Annotated in this window: 15 protein-coding genes and 1 other RNA gene; 6 read left to right on the plus strand and 10 right to left on the minus strand. The window is 61.1% G+C overall.

Annotation, left to right across the window (positions count from 1 at the left end):
* Window positions 1–52: 52 nt before the first annotated feature.
* Both selD and mnmH read left to right on the plus strand, forming a co-directional pair.
* Window positions 53–1087 (plus strand): selenide, water dikinase SelD, encoded by a 1035-nt coding sequence (gene selD / locus AACY25_RS16825; RefSeq protein WP_339526055.1) that lies wholly within the window; start codon window positions 53–55, stop codon window positions 1085–1087.
* Window positions 1087–2190, plus strand: a complete 1104-nt coding sequence (gene mnmH, locus AACY25_RS16830; RefSeq protein WP_339526057.1) for a tRNA 2-selenouridine(34) synthase MnmH — start codon at window positions 1087–1089, stop codon at window positions 2188–2190. The genes selD and mnmH overlap by 1 nt, the downstream gene beginning before the upstream one ends.
* 27 nt (window positions 2191–2217) lie before the next feature.
* On the opposite strand, the gene AACY25_RS16835 is transcribed toward mnmH, so the two are convergent.
* Window positions 2218–2622: a RidA family protein gene (locus tag AACY25_RS16835; RefSeq protein WP_339526059.1), complete on the minus strand. Its 405-nt coding sequence runs from the start codon at window positions 2620–2622 to the stop codon at window positions 2218–2220.
* Window positions 2623–2765: 143 nt separating this feature from the next.
* On the opposite strand from AACY25_RS16835, the gene AACY25_RS16840 reads away from it, so the two are divergent.
* Window positions 2766–3695 carry a LysR family transcriptional regulator gene (locus tag AACY25_RS16840; protein ID WP_339526062.1) on the plus strand — a complete coding sequence of 310 codons (930 nt, stop codon included), beginning with the start codon at window positions 2766–2768 and terminating at the stop codon, window positions 3693–3695.
* On the opposite strand, the gene sigJ is transcribed toward AACY25_RS16840, so the two are convergent.
* The gene (gene sigJ, locus AACY25_RS16845) at window positions 3667–4566 is read right to left on the minus strand and encodes an RNA polymerase sigma factor SigJ (RefSeq protein ID WP_339526064.1); all 900 of its coding nucleotides are present in this window, start codon (window positions 4564–4566) and stop codon (window positions 3667–3669) included. The genes AACY25_RS16840 and sigJ overlap by 29 nt on opposite strands.
* A gap of 1 nt (window position 4567) precedes the next feature.
* Window positions 4568–4993, minus strand: a complete 426-nt coding sequence (locus tag AACY25_RS16850) for a carboxymuconolactone decarboxylase family protein (protein WP_339526294.1) — start codon at window positions 4991–4993, stop codon at window positions 4568–4570.
* On the opposite strand from AACY25_RS16850, the gene AACY25_RS16855 reads away from it, so the two are divergent.
* The gene (locus AACY25_RS16855) at window positions 4928–5272 is read left to right on the plus strand and encodes a hypothetical protein (protein ID WP_339526304.1); all 345 of its coding nucleotides are present in this window, start codon (window positions 4928–4930) and stop codon (window positions 5270–5272) included. The two genes, AACY25_RS16850 and AACY25_RS16855, sit on opposite strands and share 66 nt — an antisense overlap.
* Here the strand turns inward: AACY25_RS16855 and AACY25_RS16860 are convergent.
* Both AACY25_RS16860 and wrbA read right to left on the minus strand, forming a co-directional pair.
* Complete coding sequence (locus AACY25_RS16860; protein WP_339526066.1) at window positions 5269–6471, minus strand: MFS transporter; 1203 nt, start codon at window positions 6469–6471, stop codon at window positions 5269–5271. The genes AACY25_RS16855 and AACY25_RS16860 overlap by 4 nt on opposite strands.
* A complete protein-coding gene (gene wrbA, locus AACY25_RS16865) occupies window positions 6471–7097 on the minus strand; it encodes an NAD(P)H:quinone oxidoreductase (RefSeq protein ID WP_339526067.1) in 627 nt (208 codons plus the stop codon). Before wrbA ends, AACY25_RS16860 begins: the two co-directional genes overlap by 1 nt.
* Window positions 7098–7199: 102 nt before the next feature.
* On the opposite strand from wrbA, the gene AACY25_RS16870 reads away from it, so the two are divergent.
* Window positions 7200–8129, plus strand: coding sequence for a LysR family transcriptional regulator (locus tag AACY25_RS16870; RefSeq protein WP_339526069.1), 930 nt, complete (start codon window positions 7200–7202; stop codon window positions 8127–8129).
* A gap of 28 nt (window positions 8130–8157) precedes the next feature.
* Here AACY25_RS16870 and cls read toward each other — a convergent pair whose 3' ends face one another.
* From cls to ssrA, 4 genes are all read right to left on the minus strand, one after another.
* Window positions 8158–9543: a cardiolipin synthase gene (gene cls, locus AACY25_RS16875; protein WP_339526071.1), complete on the minus strand. Its 1386-nt coding sequence runs from the start codon at window positions 9541–9543 to the stop codon at window positions 8158–8160.
* Window positions 9544–9776: 233 nt separating this feature from the next.
* A complete protein-coding gene (locus AACY25_RS16880) occupies window positions 9777–12071 on the minus strand; it encodes an ATP-dependent DNA helicase (RefSeq protein ID WP_339526073.1) in 2295 nt (764 codons plus the stop codon).
* Window positions 12068–13732, minus strand: a complete 1665-nt coding sequence (locus AACY25_RS16885; RefSeq protein ID WP_339526075.1) for a VRR-NUC domain-containing protein — start codon at window positions 13730–13732, stop codon at window positions 12068–12070. Before AACY25_RS16885 ends, AACY25_RS16880 begins: the two co-directional genes overlap by 4 nt.
* A 124-nt stretch (window positions 13733–13856) precedes the next feature.
* Window positions 13857–14248, minus strand: a transfer-messenger RNA (tmRNA) gene (ssrA, locus tag AACY25_RS16890).
* 149 nt (window positions 14249–14397) lie between these two features.
* Between ssrA and AACY25_RS16895 the strand changes: the two genes are divergently transcribed.
* Window positions 14398–17313 (plus strand): ATP-binding protein, encoded by a 2916-nt coding sequence (locus AACY25_RS16895; RefSeq protein WP_339526076.1) that lies wholly within the window; start codon window positions 14398–14400, stop codon window positions 17311–17313.
* Window positions 17314–17369: 56 nt separating this feature from the next.
* Here the strand turns inward: AACY25_RS16895 and AACY25_RS16900 are convergent, their stop codons facing one another.
* Window positions 17370–17615 (minus strand): hypothetical protein, encoded by a 246-nt coding sequence (locus AACY25_RS16900; protein WP_339526078.1) that lies wholly within the window; start codon window positions 17613–17615, stop codon window positions 17370–17372.
* Between the last annotated feature and the right edge of the window lie 24 nt (window positions 17616–17639).

Raw genomic sequence — 17639 nt, forward strand, 5'->3', positions numbered from 1 at the left:
CAACTGCCTGTTAGAATCGGCGCCTGTTTCCGATTTGCCGAGAGCCTGACCGATGAGCGAGCCGATCCGTTTGACCCAGTACAGCCACGGGGCCGGCTGCGGCTGCAAGATTTCGCCGAAGGTGCTGGAGGTGATCCTCGCCGGCAGCGGCGCGCAGAACCTCGACCCCAAACTGTGGGTCGGCAATGCCTCGCGTGACGATGCGGCGGTGTATGCCCTGGACGACGAGCGCGGGGTGGTGTCGACCACCGACTTCTTTATGCCGATTGTCGATGACCCCTACGACTTCGGCCGCATCGCTGCCACCAATGCGATCAGCGACATCTACGCCATGGGCGGCGACCCGTTGATGGCGATTGCCATCCTCGGTTGGCCGGTCAACCTGCTGCCACCGGAGGTGGCCCGCGAAGTGATTCGTGGTGGCCGCGCGGTATGTGATGAAGCAGGCATTCCGCTGGCCGGTGGCCACTCGATCGACGCGCCGGAGCCGATCTTCGGCCTGGCCGTGACCGGCGTGGTGCTCAAGCGCCATATGAAACGCAACGACACCGCCACAGCCGGCTGCCAGCTGTACCTCTCCAAGCCACTGGGCATCGGCATCCTGACTACCGCCGAGAAGAAGGCCAAGCTGCGCGCCGAGGATGTCGGCCTGGCGCGCGACTGGATGTGCACCCTGAACAAGCCCGGCTCGCGCTTCGGCAAGCTGGCCGGGGTTACTGCGATGACCGACGTTACTGGCTTCGGCCTACTTGGTCATTTGGTGGAGATGGCTGACGGTGCCAATCTCACCGCCCAGCTCGACTACGCCGCCGTGCCGCGCCTGCCGGGGGTCGACTACTACCTGGCCGAGGGCTGCGTGCCGGGCGGCACCCTGCGCAATTTCGACAGTTATGGCGAGAAGATCGCGCCTATTACCGATGAGCAGCGCGACCTGCTGTGCGACCCGCAGACCAGCGGCGGTCTGCTGATCGCCGTAACGCCAGACGGCGAAGCGGAGTTTCTTGCCGTGGCCGCCGAGTTGGGCCTGAACCTTTCGCCCATCGGCCGTTTGACTGAGCGACAGAGCTACGCGGTAGAGGTGCTGTGATGCGCGATAACACCGCCGACTACCGCGACATCTTCCTCAATGATCTGCCGATGATGGACGCTCGTGCCCCGGTCGAGTTCAGCAAGGGTGCCTTCCCCGGCGTGCTCAACCTGCCGCTGATGGATGACAGCGAGCGCCAGCGGGTCGGCACCTGCTACAAGCAGCATGGTCAGGACGCCGCCATCGCGCTCGGCCACCAACTGGTCAGCGGCCAGGTCAAAGCCGAACGGGTCGCGGCCTGGGCGGCGTTCGCCAAGGCCAATCCGCACGGCTATCTGTACTGCTTTCGTGGCGGTCTGCGCTCGCAGATTACCCAGCAATGGCTGGCCGAAGCCGGTATCGACTACCCACGGGTGATTGGCGGCTACAAGGCGATGCGTACCTTTCTGCTGGAAACCACCCAGCAGGCCGTGGCCGAGTGCGATTTCGTCATCCTCGGCGGCCTGACCGGCACCGGTAAAACCGACGTGCTGGTGCAACTGAATAACAGCCTGGACCTGGAAGGCCACGCCAATCACCGTGGTTCCAGCTTCGGCAAACGCGCCAGCGGCCAGCCGGCGCAGATTGACTTCGAAAACCGCCTGGCCATTGATCTGCTCAAGCAGCGCGCCCGTGGCACCGAGCAGTTTGTGCTGGAAGACGAAGGGCGCATGGTCGGCAGTTGCACCGTGCCGCTGGAGCTGTACCAGGGCATGCAGCAGTACCCGCTGGTGTGGCTGGAGGATGCCTTCGAGGATCGCGTCGAGCGCATCCTGCGCGATTATGTGGTCAACCTGTGCGCCGAATTTACCGCCCTGCACGGTGAGGAAGAGGGCTTTCGGCTGTACGCCGAGCGCCTGCTGCAAAGCCTGAGCAATATCCAGAAGCGTCTGGGCGGCGAACGCTACCAACGCTTGCTGACCATCATGCAGACGGCGCTGGATGAACAGCGTAATGGGGCGGTTGCGCTGCACCGCGACTGGATTGCCGGGCTGCTGCGCGAATACTACGACCCGATGTACGCCTACCAGCGCGAGAGCAAGGCGGCGCGTATCGAGTTTGCCGGCGACCAGGCGGCGGTCATCGCCTACCTGACTGAGCGCAAGGCCAATCGCCAAGGCTGAGTGTCATCACCCAGCCCTGCGCTGCAATCATCCGTTGCTGGCTTCTGGCAGTTTGGCGATCACCTTGATCTCGAACTGAAAGCCATACAACCAGGTCACGCCGACGGCAGTTATGGTCGGGTACGGCGCGTTACCCCAGAACTCCGGGACAACCTTCCAGATCCTTTCGAACGTCGCTTGCGGGTCGACCATAAACACGGTCACGTCGACCACATCGTCAAAGCTGCCGCCGGCAGCATGCAGAATCGCATTCAGGTTGGTGAATGCGGTGCGCACCTGCTCCTCCAGCTCGGGCTCGGGCGAGCCGTCTTCACGACTACCGACTTGCCCCGAGACAAACAAGAAGCCATTGCTGCGGACCGCCGGGGAATAGCGATTGCGCTCATACAACGCATGGCGGCCGGGTGGGAATACAACGTCACGCTGGTTCATAAGTACCTCCATCTTGGGCCGGTATCGCCCCGATTTATTAACGATGAAGTGACTGTAGGGCGTTGCGTTAGGCCGATAAACCAGCAACTCTGATCATCACTGTTTGAGTATTCCAAACAATCAGGCCGATATTGGGGTGAGAAATGGACCGTTTTGCTGCGATGCAGGCATTTGCTCGGGTGGTGGAGGCGGGCAGCTTTACCAAGGCGGCCGAAACCCTGCATATGAGTAAAACCAGCGTGACCCAGCTGGTGCAGCAACTGGAGGCGCGCTTGCGGGTCAAGCTGCTCAACCGCACCACGCGCAAGGTCAACCTCACGGCCGACGGCGCGCTCTACTACGAGCGTGTGTTAAGGCTGCTGGATGATTTGGCCGATGCCGAGACCAGCCTGTCCGGCGCCTCGGCGGTGCCTCGCGGCCGCCTGCGCGTGGATGTGCCGAGCCCGCTGGCCAGAATGATCCTGATGCCTGCATTGCCGGCGTTTCACGCGCGCTACCCGGAGATCCAGATCGATATGGGCGTCAGCGACCGCATCGTCGATCTGATTGGCGAGAAGGTCGATTGCGTTGTGCGCGGCGGCGAGTTGACCGATCAATCGCTGATGGCGCGGCGGGTCGGCGATCTGCAGCTGGGCGTTTATGCCGCGCCCAGCTACCTGCAACGTCTCGGCACGCCTGTGCACCCGCGCGAGCTGGAAGACTCGCAGCACCGTATCGTCGGCTTCCTCTGGGCGCGCACCGGCAAAGCCCTGCCGTATGCCATGCATCGCGCCGGGGAGAGTGTGCATATCCAGGGTCGTTACGTGCTGGCGGTCGACGACGGCAACGCCTACCTGGCGGCAGGGCTGGCCGGCATGGGGGTGCTATGGTTGCCGGACTATATGTCCGCGCCGCATGTGGCACAGGGCGAGTTGCTGCCGCTGTTCAGCGACTGGCGCCTCGAACCGATGCCGCTGTACGTGGCCTTTCCGCCGAACCGGCATATCAGCATCAAGCTGCGTGTGTTTATCGAGTGGGTCGCCGAGCTGATGGCGCAGCATGCGCCTATTGCAGGAAAATCTCCGGCTCGCTGAGGCGGGCAAGCTTGTCGGGGTTACGCATGATAAAAATGCCGGAAAGATCGCCGTGCGCATCAAAGCCGAAGCTGAGCGCAGCGCTAATGCGGCCACCGTCGAGCAGTAGGGCGCCGCGTGAACCGTTGATGTCCGCTGAGCGCCATTCATAGGTTTTCCAGAAACCACTGAGTTTGCCGGCGATAAATTCGAGCACGCGGGCTTTGCCATAAAGCGGGTCGAGCAGGGTGGCTGCTTTACCACCGCCGTCGGCTTTCAGTTGAATGTCTTGCGCCATCAGCGCGGCAAGGTTTCCGGTCGCACCGGTGGCGATGGCCGATTGAAACGCGGCGAGTAATGTCTCCTGCCGCTGCGCGGTCACGACGTTGCGAGCATCGGTGCGGCCGACATTGATCCGTGCCCGAGAAACCAGTTTGCGGCAGGCGGTTTCTTGCATACCCAGGACGGCGGCAACCTGCGCGTAAGGCTGCTCGAAAATCTCGTGCAGCAGATAAGCCGCCCGTTCTTTGGGGGCGAGTCGCTCAAGCAGGAGCAAGAACGCCATGGAGAGCGACGATGACAGGTCCAGTGCGCGTTCTGGCGTGTTTTCGGTCACGCACTGTATGGGCTCCGGCAGCCACGTGCCAATGTAGTCGACCCGGACTTGCCGGGCCGCGCGTAGCAGGTCGATGCAGCGGCGCGTGCATGCAGAGGTTAACCAGGCCGCCGGGTTATTGATCGCGCGCCGGTCGGCCTGGCTCCATTTGACAAAGGTATCCTGCACCGCGTCCTCGGCTTCGGCTAACGAACCGAGAATGCGGTAGGCGAGGCCAGTGAGAAGCGCCCGCTTGCTCTCAAACAGGCTTAGGTGATCGTGATGTTCTTCGCTCATATCAGTGCGCTGAGATTTGTATACGGTTCCATAGATTGATCATCGCAACTGTCGCCGTCAGAGCGCTGATTTGCGTCTCAGTGAACTGCTCGCGTAGAGCCGCGCGCAACGGCCGATAGTCGACGCTGTGATCGAGTAGGGTCAGGGCTTCAGTCCAGGCCAGCGCCGCGCGCTCGCGCGCAGAAAAGTCGCTGCTTTGCTTCCAGACCACCAAGCGGTCTAGGCGTTCGTCGCTTTCGCCATCCGCGCGCGCCTCCTTGCTGTGCATTCTGACGCAATAGGCGCAGGCGTTGATTTGCGATGCGCGCAACTGCACAAGATGGTGCAGTTTCCGCTCCAGGCCATGGCTGTCGATTGCCACATGGGCGTTTTCAAGTGCGGTAAAAACATCGGGAATGTTGGTGTAGTGGTTGAAGGTCGTACTCATCTCTCGGGCTTCCTCGGGGGTGTTTATCAATATGACGATCAGGCTGCCCGCGATGTGACCTGTGCTGTGGAGCAACGGCTGGCACGCCTGGCAAACGCCCAGCCGTCAGCACTTGCCGAGCAGCGCGGCGCAGCTCAGTTGATTCCCGTGCACGATGTTGAGCAGATCGTATGTATGGCCTTGAGTCTGTTTGCTGTCTGCTTCGCCAAGGAACGCACCTTGGCGGCAATCCTCGATGAGTGTTTTGAACCTGAATTTTCGCCGGCTTATCGCCGCTAGGGCCTTGCAGGCTGTGAGTTACGGCCGATCGTGAGTGCGACAGCCACAGCAACCAGTGACGCAGCGGCAACCAGAACGGCGGCCGAACTCCAGCCGAACGCTTGGATTGCACTGCCTACCGCGATGGGGCCGATGATCTGCCCCAGGTTGTTGCCTTGGATAATCAGCCCCAGGACCACTGGCACCAGACCAGCCGTCGGCGCAACAAGTGGAGCGGCAGACAGCAGCGCGGCGGGAATCAGCCCACCTACCGCGGAAAACACCACGCAGAGCATAAAGGTGCCTGTATCCGGCAGCAGCGACAGAAAGATGCCGAGGCTGGTGAGGCCCATGGTCAGGCTGGCACCGACGAGCAGACTGGCTCGCGTTATGCCGCGCGACAGCAGCACGCCGGCGGCAAGATTGCCGAGGATATTCGCGGCTGTCGCCAGCGCACTCAGCAAGCCGGCGCTCCTGTGGCTAACCTCCATGCGCTCCATCAGCAGTACCGGCAAAAAGCTGAACAGCGCAAAGAACATCAGGCCATAGAGGGCGAACATCACCGCGAGCACGACGGGTGCCCTGGCGCTAAGGACGGTGATGGAGTTCGCCTTCAGGCTGCGCCATGACCAGGCCTGTCGTTCACCACTGTTCGGGATGATCAGCCACACCAGCAGATAAACCAGCAAGGCCAGACCGCCGCTTGCCCACCATAGCACGCGCCAACTCTCGAACAGCGGGCCCGCGAGCATGGCCAGTGCGATGCCTGCCGGCATAAAGCAGCTCCACAGGGCGAAGGCGAAATCGCGATCCGCGCGCTCGGTTACCTGAGCCAGGAGCGACGGCGCCGCGACGGTAATCATCAGAAAGCCTGCGCCTTCGATGATTCGCGACAGCAAAAGTGCCGGCAAGCCCGTGGCCACGGCGCCGCAGGCCGCCCCCAGGATGGTCGTCAGCAGGCCGATGAGCAGAATGCGCCGGCTGCCAAAACTGGCCGCCAACGCGCCGGTCGGAATGCCGCCAATCAGCCCCAGCAGTGCAAAAATCCCTGTCAGCCAACCAATGTCCGCGAGGCTGATGCCCAGGTCTGCCTGCAGCACAGGCGCGGCGATTACCGCTTTGCCCACCTGCACGGCTGCCACAGTGCCGGCACTGACGAGCAGCAGTACGCTGCTCCAGCGGGTCGAGGTGAGCGGTGAGGCGTATGCGGTGCTTTCCATCATGCCGCCTCGTGATTGCGCCCGGCGGCCAGCGCGAGGGCTATTTCGGCGACGTGGCGGCCTTGAAAACGCGCACCATCCAGTTCATTTGCACTCGGTTGGCGATCACCACCGTTGCCGTCATCGGCTAGGGTCGAGGCGCCATAGGGCGTGCCGCCGGTAATTTCATCCATGCGCAGCTGCCCTTTAAAGCTGTAAGGCAGGCCGACCACGAGCATGCCCAGATGAAACAGCACGGTGTGGGTGGATTGGAGGGTGGTTTCCTGGCCGCCGTGCTGGCTGCCGGTCGAGGTGAACACGCTGCCCACTTTGCCGACGAGCTTGTCTTCGGCCCACAGCTTGCCCGTCTGATCGAGAAAGTTCTTCATCTGCGAGGCCATGTTGCCATAGCGAGTCGGTGTGCCGAGGATGATCGCATCATAGTCGGCAAGCTCGGCAATGGTGGCAACCGGTGCCTGTTGTTCCACCTTGTAGCCCGAGTTTCTTGCGGCCGTTTCTGGCACGAGTTCAGGAACACGCTTGAGCGTTACAGATGCGCCGGTTTGCCGCGCCCCTTCGGCAACCGCTGCCGCCATGGTTTCAATGTGGCCATAGGATGAGTAATAGAGCACCAATACCTTGGTCATGCGGGTTACCTCATGTGGGTGTGATGGTGAGCTAAGGGTGCCCCGTTTGATGGGTCGATATAAGTGATGTAATTTTTATCAACTCGATCGATTGAAGTGATCATGTTAGACGCGCTGACCCTCGACCAACTGCGTACCTTTGTGACCATCGCCGACAGCGGCAGTTTTCGCGCGGCCGCCAGCAAGCTGTACCGCGTGCAGTCTGGCGTTAGTGTTGCCATCGGCAATCTAGAGGCGCAGCTTGGCGTATTGCTGTTTGATCGCTCGGGGCATCGCCCGGTACTGACGGCGGAAGGCAAGCTGTTGCTCAGCAATGCGCGGGACATTCTGCTGCGCGTCGATGCATTACGGGCCAAGGCGCGCGGGCTTGGCGATGGCGTAGAACTCGAACTGCCGATTGCCGTCGACACACTCTTCCCTATCCACCTGGTGGGCATGGCCATCGTCCAGATGCGCACCATCTACCCGTCGGTCACGGTGCGGATTGTCGTTGAACCCCTCGGCGGGCCGCTGCTGGCGCTCAAAGAAAAGCGCTGCGCACTCTCGATCATGGTGGGCGAAGATTTCCGCGACCCACGTATCACCTTCGAGGCCTTGTCGGCGGTGGCGCAGGTCGCGGTGGTCGCCGCCCACCACCCGCTGGCCAATCAGGATGTCAGCCACGCCATTGGCGTTCTGCAGCTTGCCGATCATTTGCAGATTGTCCTGGCTGACCCGACGCGCGTATCCGAAGGCCGAGATTTTGGCGTGATCTCGCCGCAAACCTGCCGCGTGAATACCCAGGACGCCAAGCATGCGCTGATCCTGGCGGGTGTTGGCTGGGGGCGGCTGCCGCATTGGTTGGTGAGCCGCGACTTAGCTGAGGGCCGGCTCGTGCGGCTCAGGACGAACTCGCTGGGGCGCGAGGGGGAAGTTGTGTCGGAGGCCTATCTGGCCCATCGACTCGACGAGCCGATGGGGCCCGCCGCCCGCAAGTTTGCCGAAGCTTTAGTGCAACTCAACGCCAGCAGCGCTCCTGCGCCCTCGGTATAAATAACCTGGCTGCGTAGGCCCCACGCTGTCATAGCCAGTACACCCAGAGCCGGCCGAACAGCTCCTTGGCCCGCACATTGAGTGGCCGCTCCTGCCAGTCAGGCAGGGTAATTTCGCGGGACTTCTCCAGATCGGCACGAAACGCCGCGCGCATCTTGTCGCCGAAGTCGTTGCCGAGCACCACGGCGTTGACCTCCTGGTTGTGCAGAAAACTGCGCCAATCGAGGTTGGTCGAACCGACTGTCGACCACACACCATCAATCACCGCCGTTTTCGCATGCAGTAATGCTTCGTGGCGCTCATAAAGGCGCACGCCGGCCTGCAACAATTCGTCGTAGTAGGCGCGGCCGGCATGAAACACCAGCCAGGAGTCGGTGCTGCTGGGTAGGATCAGCCGCACATCGACGCCGCGCGCCACAGCATCCTTCAGGGTGGACAGCAATTGTGGGTCGGGTACGAAATAGGCATTGGTCAACCAGATCTCGTCTTGTGCGCTGCGCAAGGCGGAAATCAGGGTGACGTAAATCAGGCTGTAGGGGTCGTCTGGCGAGCTGCCGATGGCGCGCACCACCTCACTGCCGCGCGCCTCGGCCGCGGGGACGTACTGGTCGATGGGCAGTGGCGGGCCTTTTTGCTTGGCCCAGGTGTCGATAAACAATTTTTGCAACTCGCCCACCACCGGCCCTTCCAAGCGCAGATGCGTATCGCGCCAGGGCAAGTCAGAGGCGGGATCATCCTGGCTACCCAGGCGCAGCGAACTGCCTGAATACACACTGCTGATATTGATCCCGCCGAGAAAGGCGATGCGTCCATCGACAATCAGTAACTTGCGGTGATCACGCTGGTTCACTGTCCAGCCGGCCTTGGCGGTGAGCGGGTTGATCGGGTTGAACTCGACGACTTGCACGCCGGCCTCGCTCAGCCGGGTGAAAAAGCTCGTCGCGGTGCCTAGGGTGCCAACGCTATCGTGGATCAGATTGACCTGCACGCCGGCCTGCTGTTTGGCGATCAGTGCGTCTGCAAAGTGCTGGCCGACTTCATCGTCATCGAAAATGTAGCTTTCCATGTTGATATGTTCGCGTGCGTCGGCAATCGCCTCCAGCATTGACGTGTAGGTGCGCGGCCCATCTTGCAGCAGCTCGACCCGATTACCGGTGGTCAATGGGCTGCCGACAATCGATTCCTCAATGGCCAGGTGCAGGTCGAAGAACGTGCTTGAAGCGCCGCGGGCCTGCAACCGTTCGATGATCGCCTGGCTGCGTGCAATCGACAGCGGCCCATTTGCGTCATCCAGTGCTACCGGTGCACGGTGGCGCGCCATATCCGGCACGAGAGTGGGAAGCGCCGCACAGCCAGAAGTGAGTGCCAGGCACACAGCTAATGCCACCAACAGCAACCAACGCCTGCATGACATGCAAAACCTCCAGGCAGTAACGGGGCCATGCAATACCTGTCGTCAGGCTAGCAGGATGCGGCGTATGCCAGCGGTCTTCACCGGCGCTGCTAATGCTCTTCCTGAGCAAGCTTGCCAGCGGGATTTACTAGCGCCGCGAAATTGCAGGGCTCGAGTAGCGGACAATGGCAGCCGAGCGAGCGGCTGTCGGTGCGCTACAGCGCATAAGAAGCAGCGCAAGATCTGTCGCCCGTTTAGCTGACAGTGTCCTGATTCAGCGGCAAACGGCAGCGCTCCACCTTCCACCAGGTGGGCAACAGTTTGCGGATCGCCGGCTGGTTGAAGCGGTCATCGATCAGGTAGACCACGCCCTGGTCCTGCACGGTGCGAATTACCCGCCCTGCGGCCTGCACCACCTTCTGCAAGCCGGGGTAGAGGTAGGTGTAGCCATAGCCGTTGTTGCTGCCAAACATCAACTCCATGCGCTGTTTGATCTCTTCATTGACCGGGTTGATCTGCGGCAGGCCGAGGGTGGCGATAAACGCACCGATCAGGCGGTCGCCGGGCAGGTCGATGCCCTCGCCAAAGGCTCCGCCCAACACGGCAAAACCCACGCCACGGCCATTGCTGGAGAATCGATCGAGAAAGGCCTGACGCTCGTTTTCATCCATCTGGCGTGACTGCTGCCAGGTCGGGATTTGCGGGTGCGCCATCTGCAGTTCCTGCAGCACCGCCTGCAGGTAGGTGTAGCTGCTGAAGAAGGCCAGGTAGTTACCGGGCTTTTCCGCGTATTGGCGGGCAATCAGGTCGGCGATTGGGGCCAGCGAGAAGTCGCGATGGGCGTAGCGGGTGGACAGATTGCTGACGGCCTGGACGTGTAGTTGCTCGGCACTGAAGGGCGACTCCACATCGATCCAGGGTGTTTCTTCCGGCAGGCCGAGCAGGTCGGCGTAATAGTTGGCTGGGCTCAGGGTGGCGGAAAACAGCGTGCAGCTGTGCGCCTCGTCGAAGCGCGGCGCAAGAAACGGCGCGGGCACGATATTGCGGATGCACAGGGTCGACACGGCCTGGCCGTTGCTCTCGTCACGGCTGATATCGAACAGCGAATGCGCGCCAAAGGCCTCGGCCAGGCGGCAGAACAGCATGGCGTCGAGGTAGAAGTGCAGCAGCTCGCCGGCATTGCCAGCGGGTTGTTCACTGAGGTGATCGGTGAGCGTGCTGACCGCCTTTTGCAGGGCCATAACGAACAGGTCCGGCGCAGCTGGGTACACCTGATACGCCACTTCCTGATCGCGTTCCAGCTGGCGCCAGTGTCGGCTGATGCGCTCCAGCGGGCCCTTCATCACGCCAGGCGCGATACGACGTAGCGCTTCAAAACGCTGCTGATTGAGCTCGGCGGTGTACATGCCGCGCGCCCGCTCAATCAGGTTGTGGGCTTCGTCCACCAGCAGGGTGATGCGCCATTCATTGAGCAGGGTGAGGCCATACAGCAGGCCGCCCATGTCGAAGTAGTAGTTGTAATCGCAGACCACCACATCGGCCCAGCGGCACAGTTCCTGGCTCAGGTAGTAAGGACAGATCTGATGGGCCAGGGCGGTTGCGCGTACGCTCTCGTGGCTTAGCCACTGGCCTTCGAGTGCGGCCTGGCGGGCGGCCGGCAAGCGGTCGTAAAAGCCTTTGGCCAGCGGGCAGGAATCGCCATGGCAGGCTTTGTCCGGGTGTTCGCAGGCCTTGTCTCGCGCCACATGCTCCAGCACCCGCAGCGGCATGGCTTCTTCCTGGCTGCGCAGGGTGGCCAGGGCATCCAGCGCCAGGCGCCGGCCAGGCGTTTTTGCGGTAAGAAAAAACAACCGATCCAGCTGCTGCTCGGGAAAGGCCTTGAGCTGCGGGAACAGGGTGCCGAGGGTTTTGCCAATGCCCGTGGTGGCCTGGGCCATCAGGCAGTGGCCGTCACGCGCGGCGCGGTAAACCTGATTGGCCAGCTGGCGTTGCCCGCTGCGAAATTCGGCATGCGGAAAGCGCAGGCGCCCCAGGGCCTCATCGCGCTGGCGACGATGCTCGCGTTCGTACTCGGCCCAGCGGATATAGCGGCTGCATTGCAGCTCAAAAAACGCCCGCAATTCATCCGCGCTGACGGTCAGGTGAAAGGCGGTTTCATGCTGGGTGATAACGTTGAAATAGACCACTGCCAGGTTGATCTCTGGCATATCGCGCTCTTGGCAGAGCAGCCAGCCGTAAACCTTGGCTTGCGCCCAGTGCAGCAGGCGATGGTTTTCCGGGATGCGGCTGATATCGCCCCTATGCGTCTTGATCTCCTCCAGCAGGTTTTCATCCGGGTTGTAACCGTCCGCCCGGCCGCGCACCTGCAAGCCTTGATAGGCACCGCTCAAAGGCAACTCTGCGTAATAAGTCGGGCCACGCCGGGCCACCACGATGGCATGGCCGGTCATGCCTTCCTGGGCGGTGGGCGAGGGGGTAAAACGCAAATCGAGATCGCCGACCTTGGCGGTGAACTCGCACAGCGCGCGCACCGCAACCTGATAGTTCACACGTCGGCCCACTGCACGTAGCAGACATCCACCGGCATGCCGTGCTCGGCGCAGAAGGCCAGCCAGCGCCGCTGGTTGTCCTGCAGGCGGTCGCCGGGGCCCTTCACTTCAATCATCCGGTAGCGCTGCTCGGACGGCCAGAACTGGATCAGGTCGGGCATGCCGGCGCGGTTGGCTTTGATATCCAGCAGCAGGCGCTTGAACCAGGCGCGCAGATGCGCGGCGGGCAGGCAGTCGAGCGCCTGCTCCAGCAAGGTTTCGTCCAGCGCTGCCCAGAATACAAACGGCGACTGGATGCCGAACTTAGCCGCGTAGTTTTCGCGGATCACCTGCTTGTAGGTATCCGAATCGAGATGCGCGAAACAGGTGGAAAACAACTCTTCGCGCTGGGGATGGAAATCGGCACTGAACAGATCCACCGGCGCGGTGTGGAATGGATGGAAGAATGCCCCCGGAACCGGCGCGAAGATGGCCGGCCAGCAGAGCAGACCGAACAGGCTGCAGATCAGGCTGTTCTCGACGTAATGCACCGGCGCGTCGGGTTCATGCAGATGGGCTTTGACGGCGAACTCGACACTCTGCGCGTCAGGCCTAGGCAGGCTCAGATCAATCCGTGCCGGCGGTACTGGTTTGGTTTTGCCCGGTTGCGGTTGCCCGAGCTGACGGGCCAGCCGGGTTAAGGCACGCTCCACCGCCTGGGCTTCGGCATCATTTTCCGGGGCCTGGATGGCTTGCAGCGTCAGTTCATAAGCCTGCTCGGGACGGCCCAGACGCTCTAATACGCGGATCTGCCGCAGGCGCGCACCGACATACTGGCAGTCGCTGTAAAACGCCAGCGCGCCTTCCAGGTCAGTCTCACGCTCCAGTTGCTGGCCCATGCGGAACAACAGCTTGTTGCGTCGCGCGGCCAGGAAGGGCGTATCGCAGACCACGGCGTTGATCTGCTGCAGCACGTCGGCAAGCGGCTCACCGGCCTCGAACTGTTCACGGCTGCGCTGTAGGTGCAGGTAGCAGTCGACATCCGCGCGGTGGCGAAAGGCCCGTGAATCGGGCGTCAGCTCTACCCGCTCATAGCGAAAGATGCCGAGCTCGGCGAGGACGAACTCGGACCAGTCCTGGCGCAGATTGCCGAAGAACATCAGGCGCAGACGCTCGCACAGCGCATCGATGGTCAGGGAAACAATCTGCTCCTCACTGCCCGGACACCAGGCCGCAAAGGCGCGCGGCTCTGTGTGGGCCTCGGCCAGCTGGGCCAGCAGCTCTGATTTATTCTGCGATTTTCTGCTTGTGGGGCTGGCCAGGTGCTGCAGCACTTCATCCTTGCGCAGCAGCTTGAACAGTTCCTCCAAGGACAGCTCGGCGTCATGCCGTACCCAACCGGCGTCGAGCAGCGGCGCTGCCGCTTGGCGCGCACAACCGATCTCCGCATAGCTCAGCTTGCTCAGGCGAAAGTGGCTGCCCTTGCGCATGATCATCCGTACCAGTAGGGCCTGGGCAGGCGTGTGCATGGCGAAGAACTGCCGCACAAACTCGTGCTCGGCCTCGCTCAACAGATCGGCATAGCGTTCCTGCAGCCAGGTGAGGGCCTGACGGAAATTCGCCAGGTAGTAGAAGTGCGGATCGAGTTGCGACTGCATGGGTGGGCCGGTTGCGGTTGACATACAGCTACCTGTTTCTAACTACGTGCAATGAACAACAAGCTCGAAGGTATGGCACTGAAAGCCACGAACTTACAGAATTTCAGGCACAAAAAAGGACGTCCACGGACGTCCTTTTTTGTGTATTTGGTGGAGCCGGGGGGATTTGAACCCCCGTCCGCCAGTTCTCCACTTTCGGTACTACATGCTTAGCCGTGTCTATTGAGTTAATCCGCAGCCGCCCGACGGGCAGGGTGCTTTGGACGAGTTGTGTAAGTTTTAGCCGCTTCGTCCACAACGTACTACGCGGCGATCCTGTTCTGCATGACAATCACTTCAGGTTTACAGGCATCCCCTAGTGATCGCTGGAGCCGAAGCTACCAGAAGGACTAGTCGCGCCGCTTACGCAGCGAGAGCGTAGCCCTCGTAGTTTTCGTCATTGGCAACTATAGAAAGTTGCAACAGTGGATTTACGACTTCTGTTACCAAGTCGGCATGCACCTAGAGCTTCGCTACCGGCGTCGAATCCTAATCGGCCCCGAAACTTGTGTTGCTGGTACTGGGACGCGAGTTTACGCCAAAGGTTCCACAGCGTCGACCCGGCAATTGCTTGGCCGGCGCGTTCAAGGGGCTTGCCGACTATGATTGCATCCTGCACATTCGCACTGTCTTCTGGATGAGACCCTCGTATGCCGCGCGCGTCACGTTACCCTTTGCGTCAGTGGATCTGGCGCGCTTTTGTGCAGAGTGCCCTGATTCCGCTGATTCTGGTTGAGTCGGTGTTGATCACGGTATACCTGCTGAGCAATGCGGCGATTCGCGATGCGCAGATTGAGCATTTGCAGCAGAGCGCGTTGGATGATTTGTCTGCGGCGGTGGCGCGTGAAGGTCAGATAATTGATGGCCGGCTGCGTTCTGTGGAGGCGCAGGTACAGATCTTCCGTGATGCGGCGCTCAGTGCCTTAAATAACCGAGCGTTTCAGCCCGATGAGCTGGAGCGCCAGCGTCATACCTTGACTGAGAACGGTGTGTTTTATAGCCGTAGCGATGATGGTCGGGCGGCGTCCTTCTACGCCAACAGTACGCCAGTTGCGCAGCAGGACCATGCCAAGGCATTGCGTCTGTCACAGATCGATCCTTTGATGCGTTCGATTCGAGCCGCTAACCCACTGGTGGCGGCGGCTTATTTCAATACCTGGGACAGTTACAACCGTATCTATCCCTTCTTTATGACGCCCGAGCAGTATCCCCATGACATGGTGATACCTGATTACAACTTCTACTACTTGGCAGACGCCAAGCATAACCCTGAGCGCAAGGTCGCCTGGACCGATGTCTACCTCGACCCGGCGGGCATGGGTTGGATGATGTCGGCGGTCGCGCCGGTGTATCGCGATGACTTCCTTGAAGGCGTGGTGGGGTTGGATATTACGGTCGGGCAGATGCTTGGCGAGATTGGCGAGTTGGATGTGCCCTGGCAGGGGTATGCCATGTTGGTCAGTCGTGACCACAACATCATGGCCTTGCCGACTGCTGGCGAAGAAGACTTCGGCCTCCGTGAGCTGACCGAGTATTCCTATGCTGAGGCGGTGCGCCGTGAGGTGCTCAAACCAGAGGACTTCAACTTAGCCAAACGCGCCGAGATGCGGCCGCTGTTACAGGCTATGGCGACTGGGCAAAGCAAAGTGCAGGAGGTTGAACTCGGCGGGCGCAAGCAGCTGATCGCCTGGAGCGAGATTCCGCAGACGGGTTGGCAATTGCTGCTGGTAGTCGATGAGGCACATATCTTCAGCGAGACCAATCGCCTAGCCGAGCGCTACTTGCACATTGGCTATCTGCTGATCGTTGGCCTGGCGCTGTTTTACCTGTTGTTTTTTGCCTTGATGTGGCTGCGGTCTCGACACTTGAGCGAGCAGCTGGTGCAGCCGATTGACGGGATCGTCGGCATGATGCGCGAGTTGGGTCAGGGTAATTATCAGCCCACCGCACCGAGTAGCCAGATCAATGAGTTGGTGAGTATGGCGGCGGCGGTGCAGCACACTGGCGAACAATTGCAGGCCAGTGAAATGCAGCGGGTCGAGGCGCAGAGGATTCTCCAGTTGGTGCTGGAAAGCACCACGGAAAGTCTCTGGGAGGTCGAGGCAGAGACCATGAGCATCACCCTCAGCGAGCGCTTTCTCAGGCGCTTCGGGCTGACCCACGCGAAGATGAGTTTCAGTGAGTTTAACCAGCGCGTGCACCCCAATGATCTCGAGCGCATTCGCCACCTGCGCCAGTTGTTTGCCAGCAGTGGCGAGGACCGTTTCGAGGCCGAGTACCGTTACGCCGATACATTGGGCGATTACGTTTGGCTGCTCAGCCGCGGCAAGGTTTTGGAGCGTGACAGCGAAGGTCGCGCCCTGCGCGTGGCCGGCACCCATGTGGACATCACTCGGCTCAAGCAGGTGCAGGAAGACCTGCGCCGTGCCAGCCTGGACGCCCAGGCCGCGAGCCAAGCCAAAAGTCGCTTTCTGTCGAGTATGAGCCACGAGCTGCGCACGCCGCTCAATGCGATTTATGGCTTTGGTCAGTTGATCGAGATGGAGGCGCAGGATAAGCCTGAGGCCAAGTTAGAAGCCGATTACGCCCGTGAGATCGTCAATGCAAGCCGTCATCTGACCTCGCTGGTGGACGATATCCTCGATCTGTCGAGTATCGAGAGCCGCCGCCAGCAGCTCAAATTGCAGCCCGTGGAAGTCGGCGCACTGCTGCATGGTTGCGCCGAGCTGGTGCAGCCGGAAGTGCAGCAACGCCAGTTGCAGCTGCAGGTGCTGGCTGAGGCCGACGCCGGCCTGTATGTGCAAGCGGATATGCGTCGGGTGCGTCAGGTGGTGCTTAACCTATTGTCCAACGCGATCAAGTACAACAGCCCGCAGGGCCTAATCCGCATGGGTTATGAGGTGCGCTCGAACTGCGTGCGGCTGTGGGTCGAAGATAACGGCGCGGGGCTGACGACCGAGCAACAGGCCAATCTGTTTCAGCCGTTTCAACGTTTGGGGCGTGAAAATTCGACTATCCCTGGCACCGGCATCGGCTTGGTGCTGTGCCGTGAGCTAGCCACCTTGATGGCCGGGGAAATGGGTTTTAGCAGCAGTGCTGGCGCGGGCAGCCGCTTTTGGATCGACCTGCCAGGTGCTGCGGCACCGGTGGCGCAGGATCCAGCAGGTGACGCACCGGAGTCGACGCAGCCCAAGCAATTGGCTGAAGTACTGTGTGTTGAGGATCACCCAGCTTGTCTGAAGGTGGTTCAGGAAGCGTTGCGTGAATTTGCTGCTGTGCGCGGCGCGGGTTCGATCCAGCGGGCCCTGGCCGAACTGGAACAATGCACGCCGACGCTGCTGCTGCTCGATCTGGACTTACCCGATGGCGATGGTATGCAAGTACTTGATGCGATGCGCCGAGACCCGCGCTTGCAGGCCGTGCCAGTGTTAGTGATCAGTGCAGCTGCGGATGAGGCCGTGTTTGCCGAGGCGCGTCAGCGCGGCGCGCAGGCCTGTATGGCCAAACCAATTGATCTGGCGCAGGTGCGCCGCGTGGCGCTTAGTTTGCTGGGGCAGGCGCTTTGATCAGTACGTTCAAACGGCGAGTTGCGTTCAGCCCGCAGGTTTGCCATTTAGTAAGGTTACTCGCTGGCCTCAAGCAGTTGCAGGGCCTCGCCTAACACCTTGACCGACTGACTGTGGTCGCCAGCCTTATGCAGGGTTTCGCCCTCTGCGCGCAGCTCTTTTACCTGCGCGAGCACGCTTGGGTCGCTGGGTGGGTCGCTCTGTAACAAGGTGTCTATCTTCGCCATATCTGCTGGGCAGTGCATGGCCAGCAAAGGGGTGCTGAGCAGAGCCGCAGCCAGGAAAGCAGTTAAACGAAACATGGCTATCTCCTTCTAGGGTTGAGT

Origin of the sequence: Pseudomonas sp. EA_35y_Pfl2_R111 (assembly GCF_963970955.1) — a bacterium.
Taxonomy (GTDB): Bacteria; Pseudomonadota; Gammaproteobacteria; order Pseudomonadales; family Pseudomonadaceae; genus Aquipseudomonas.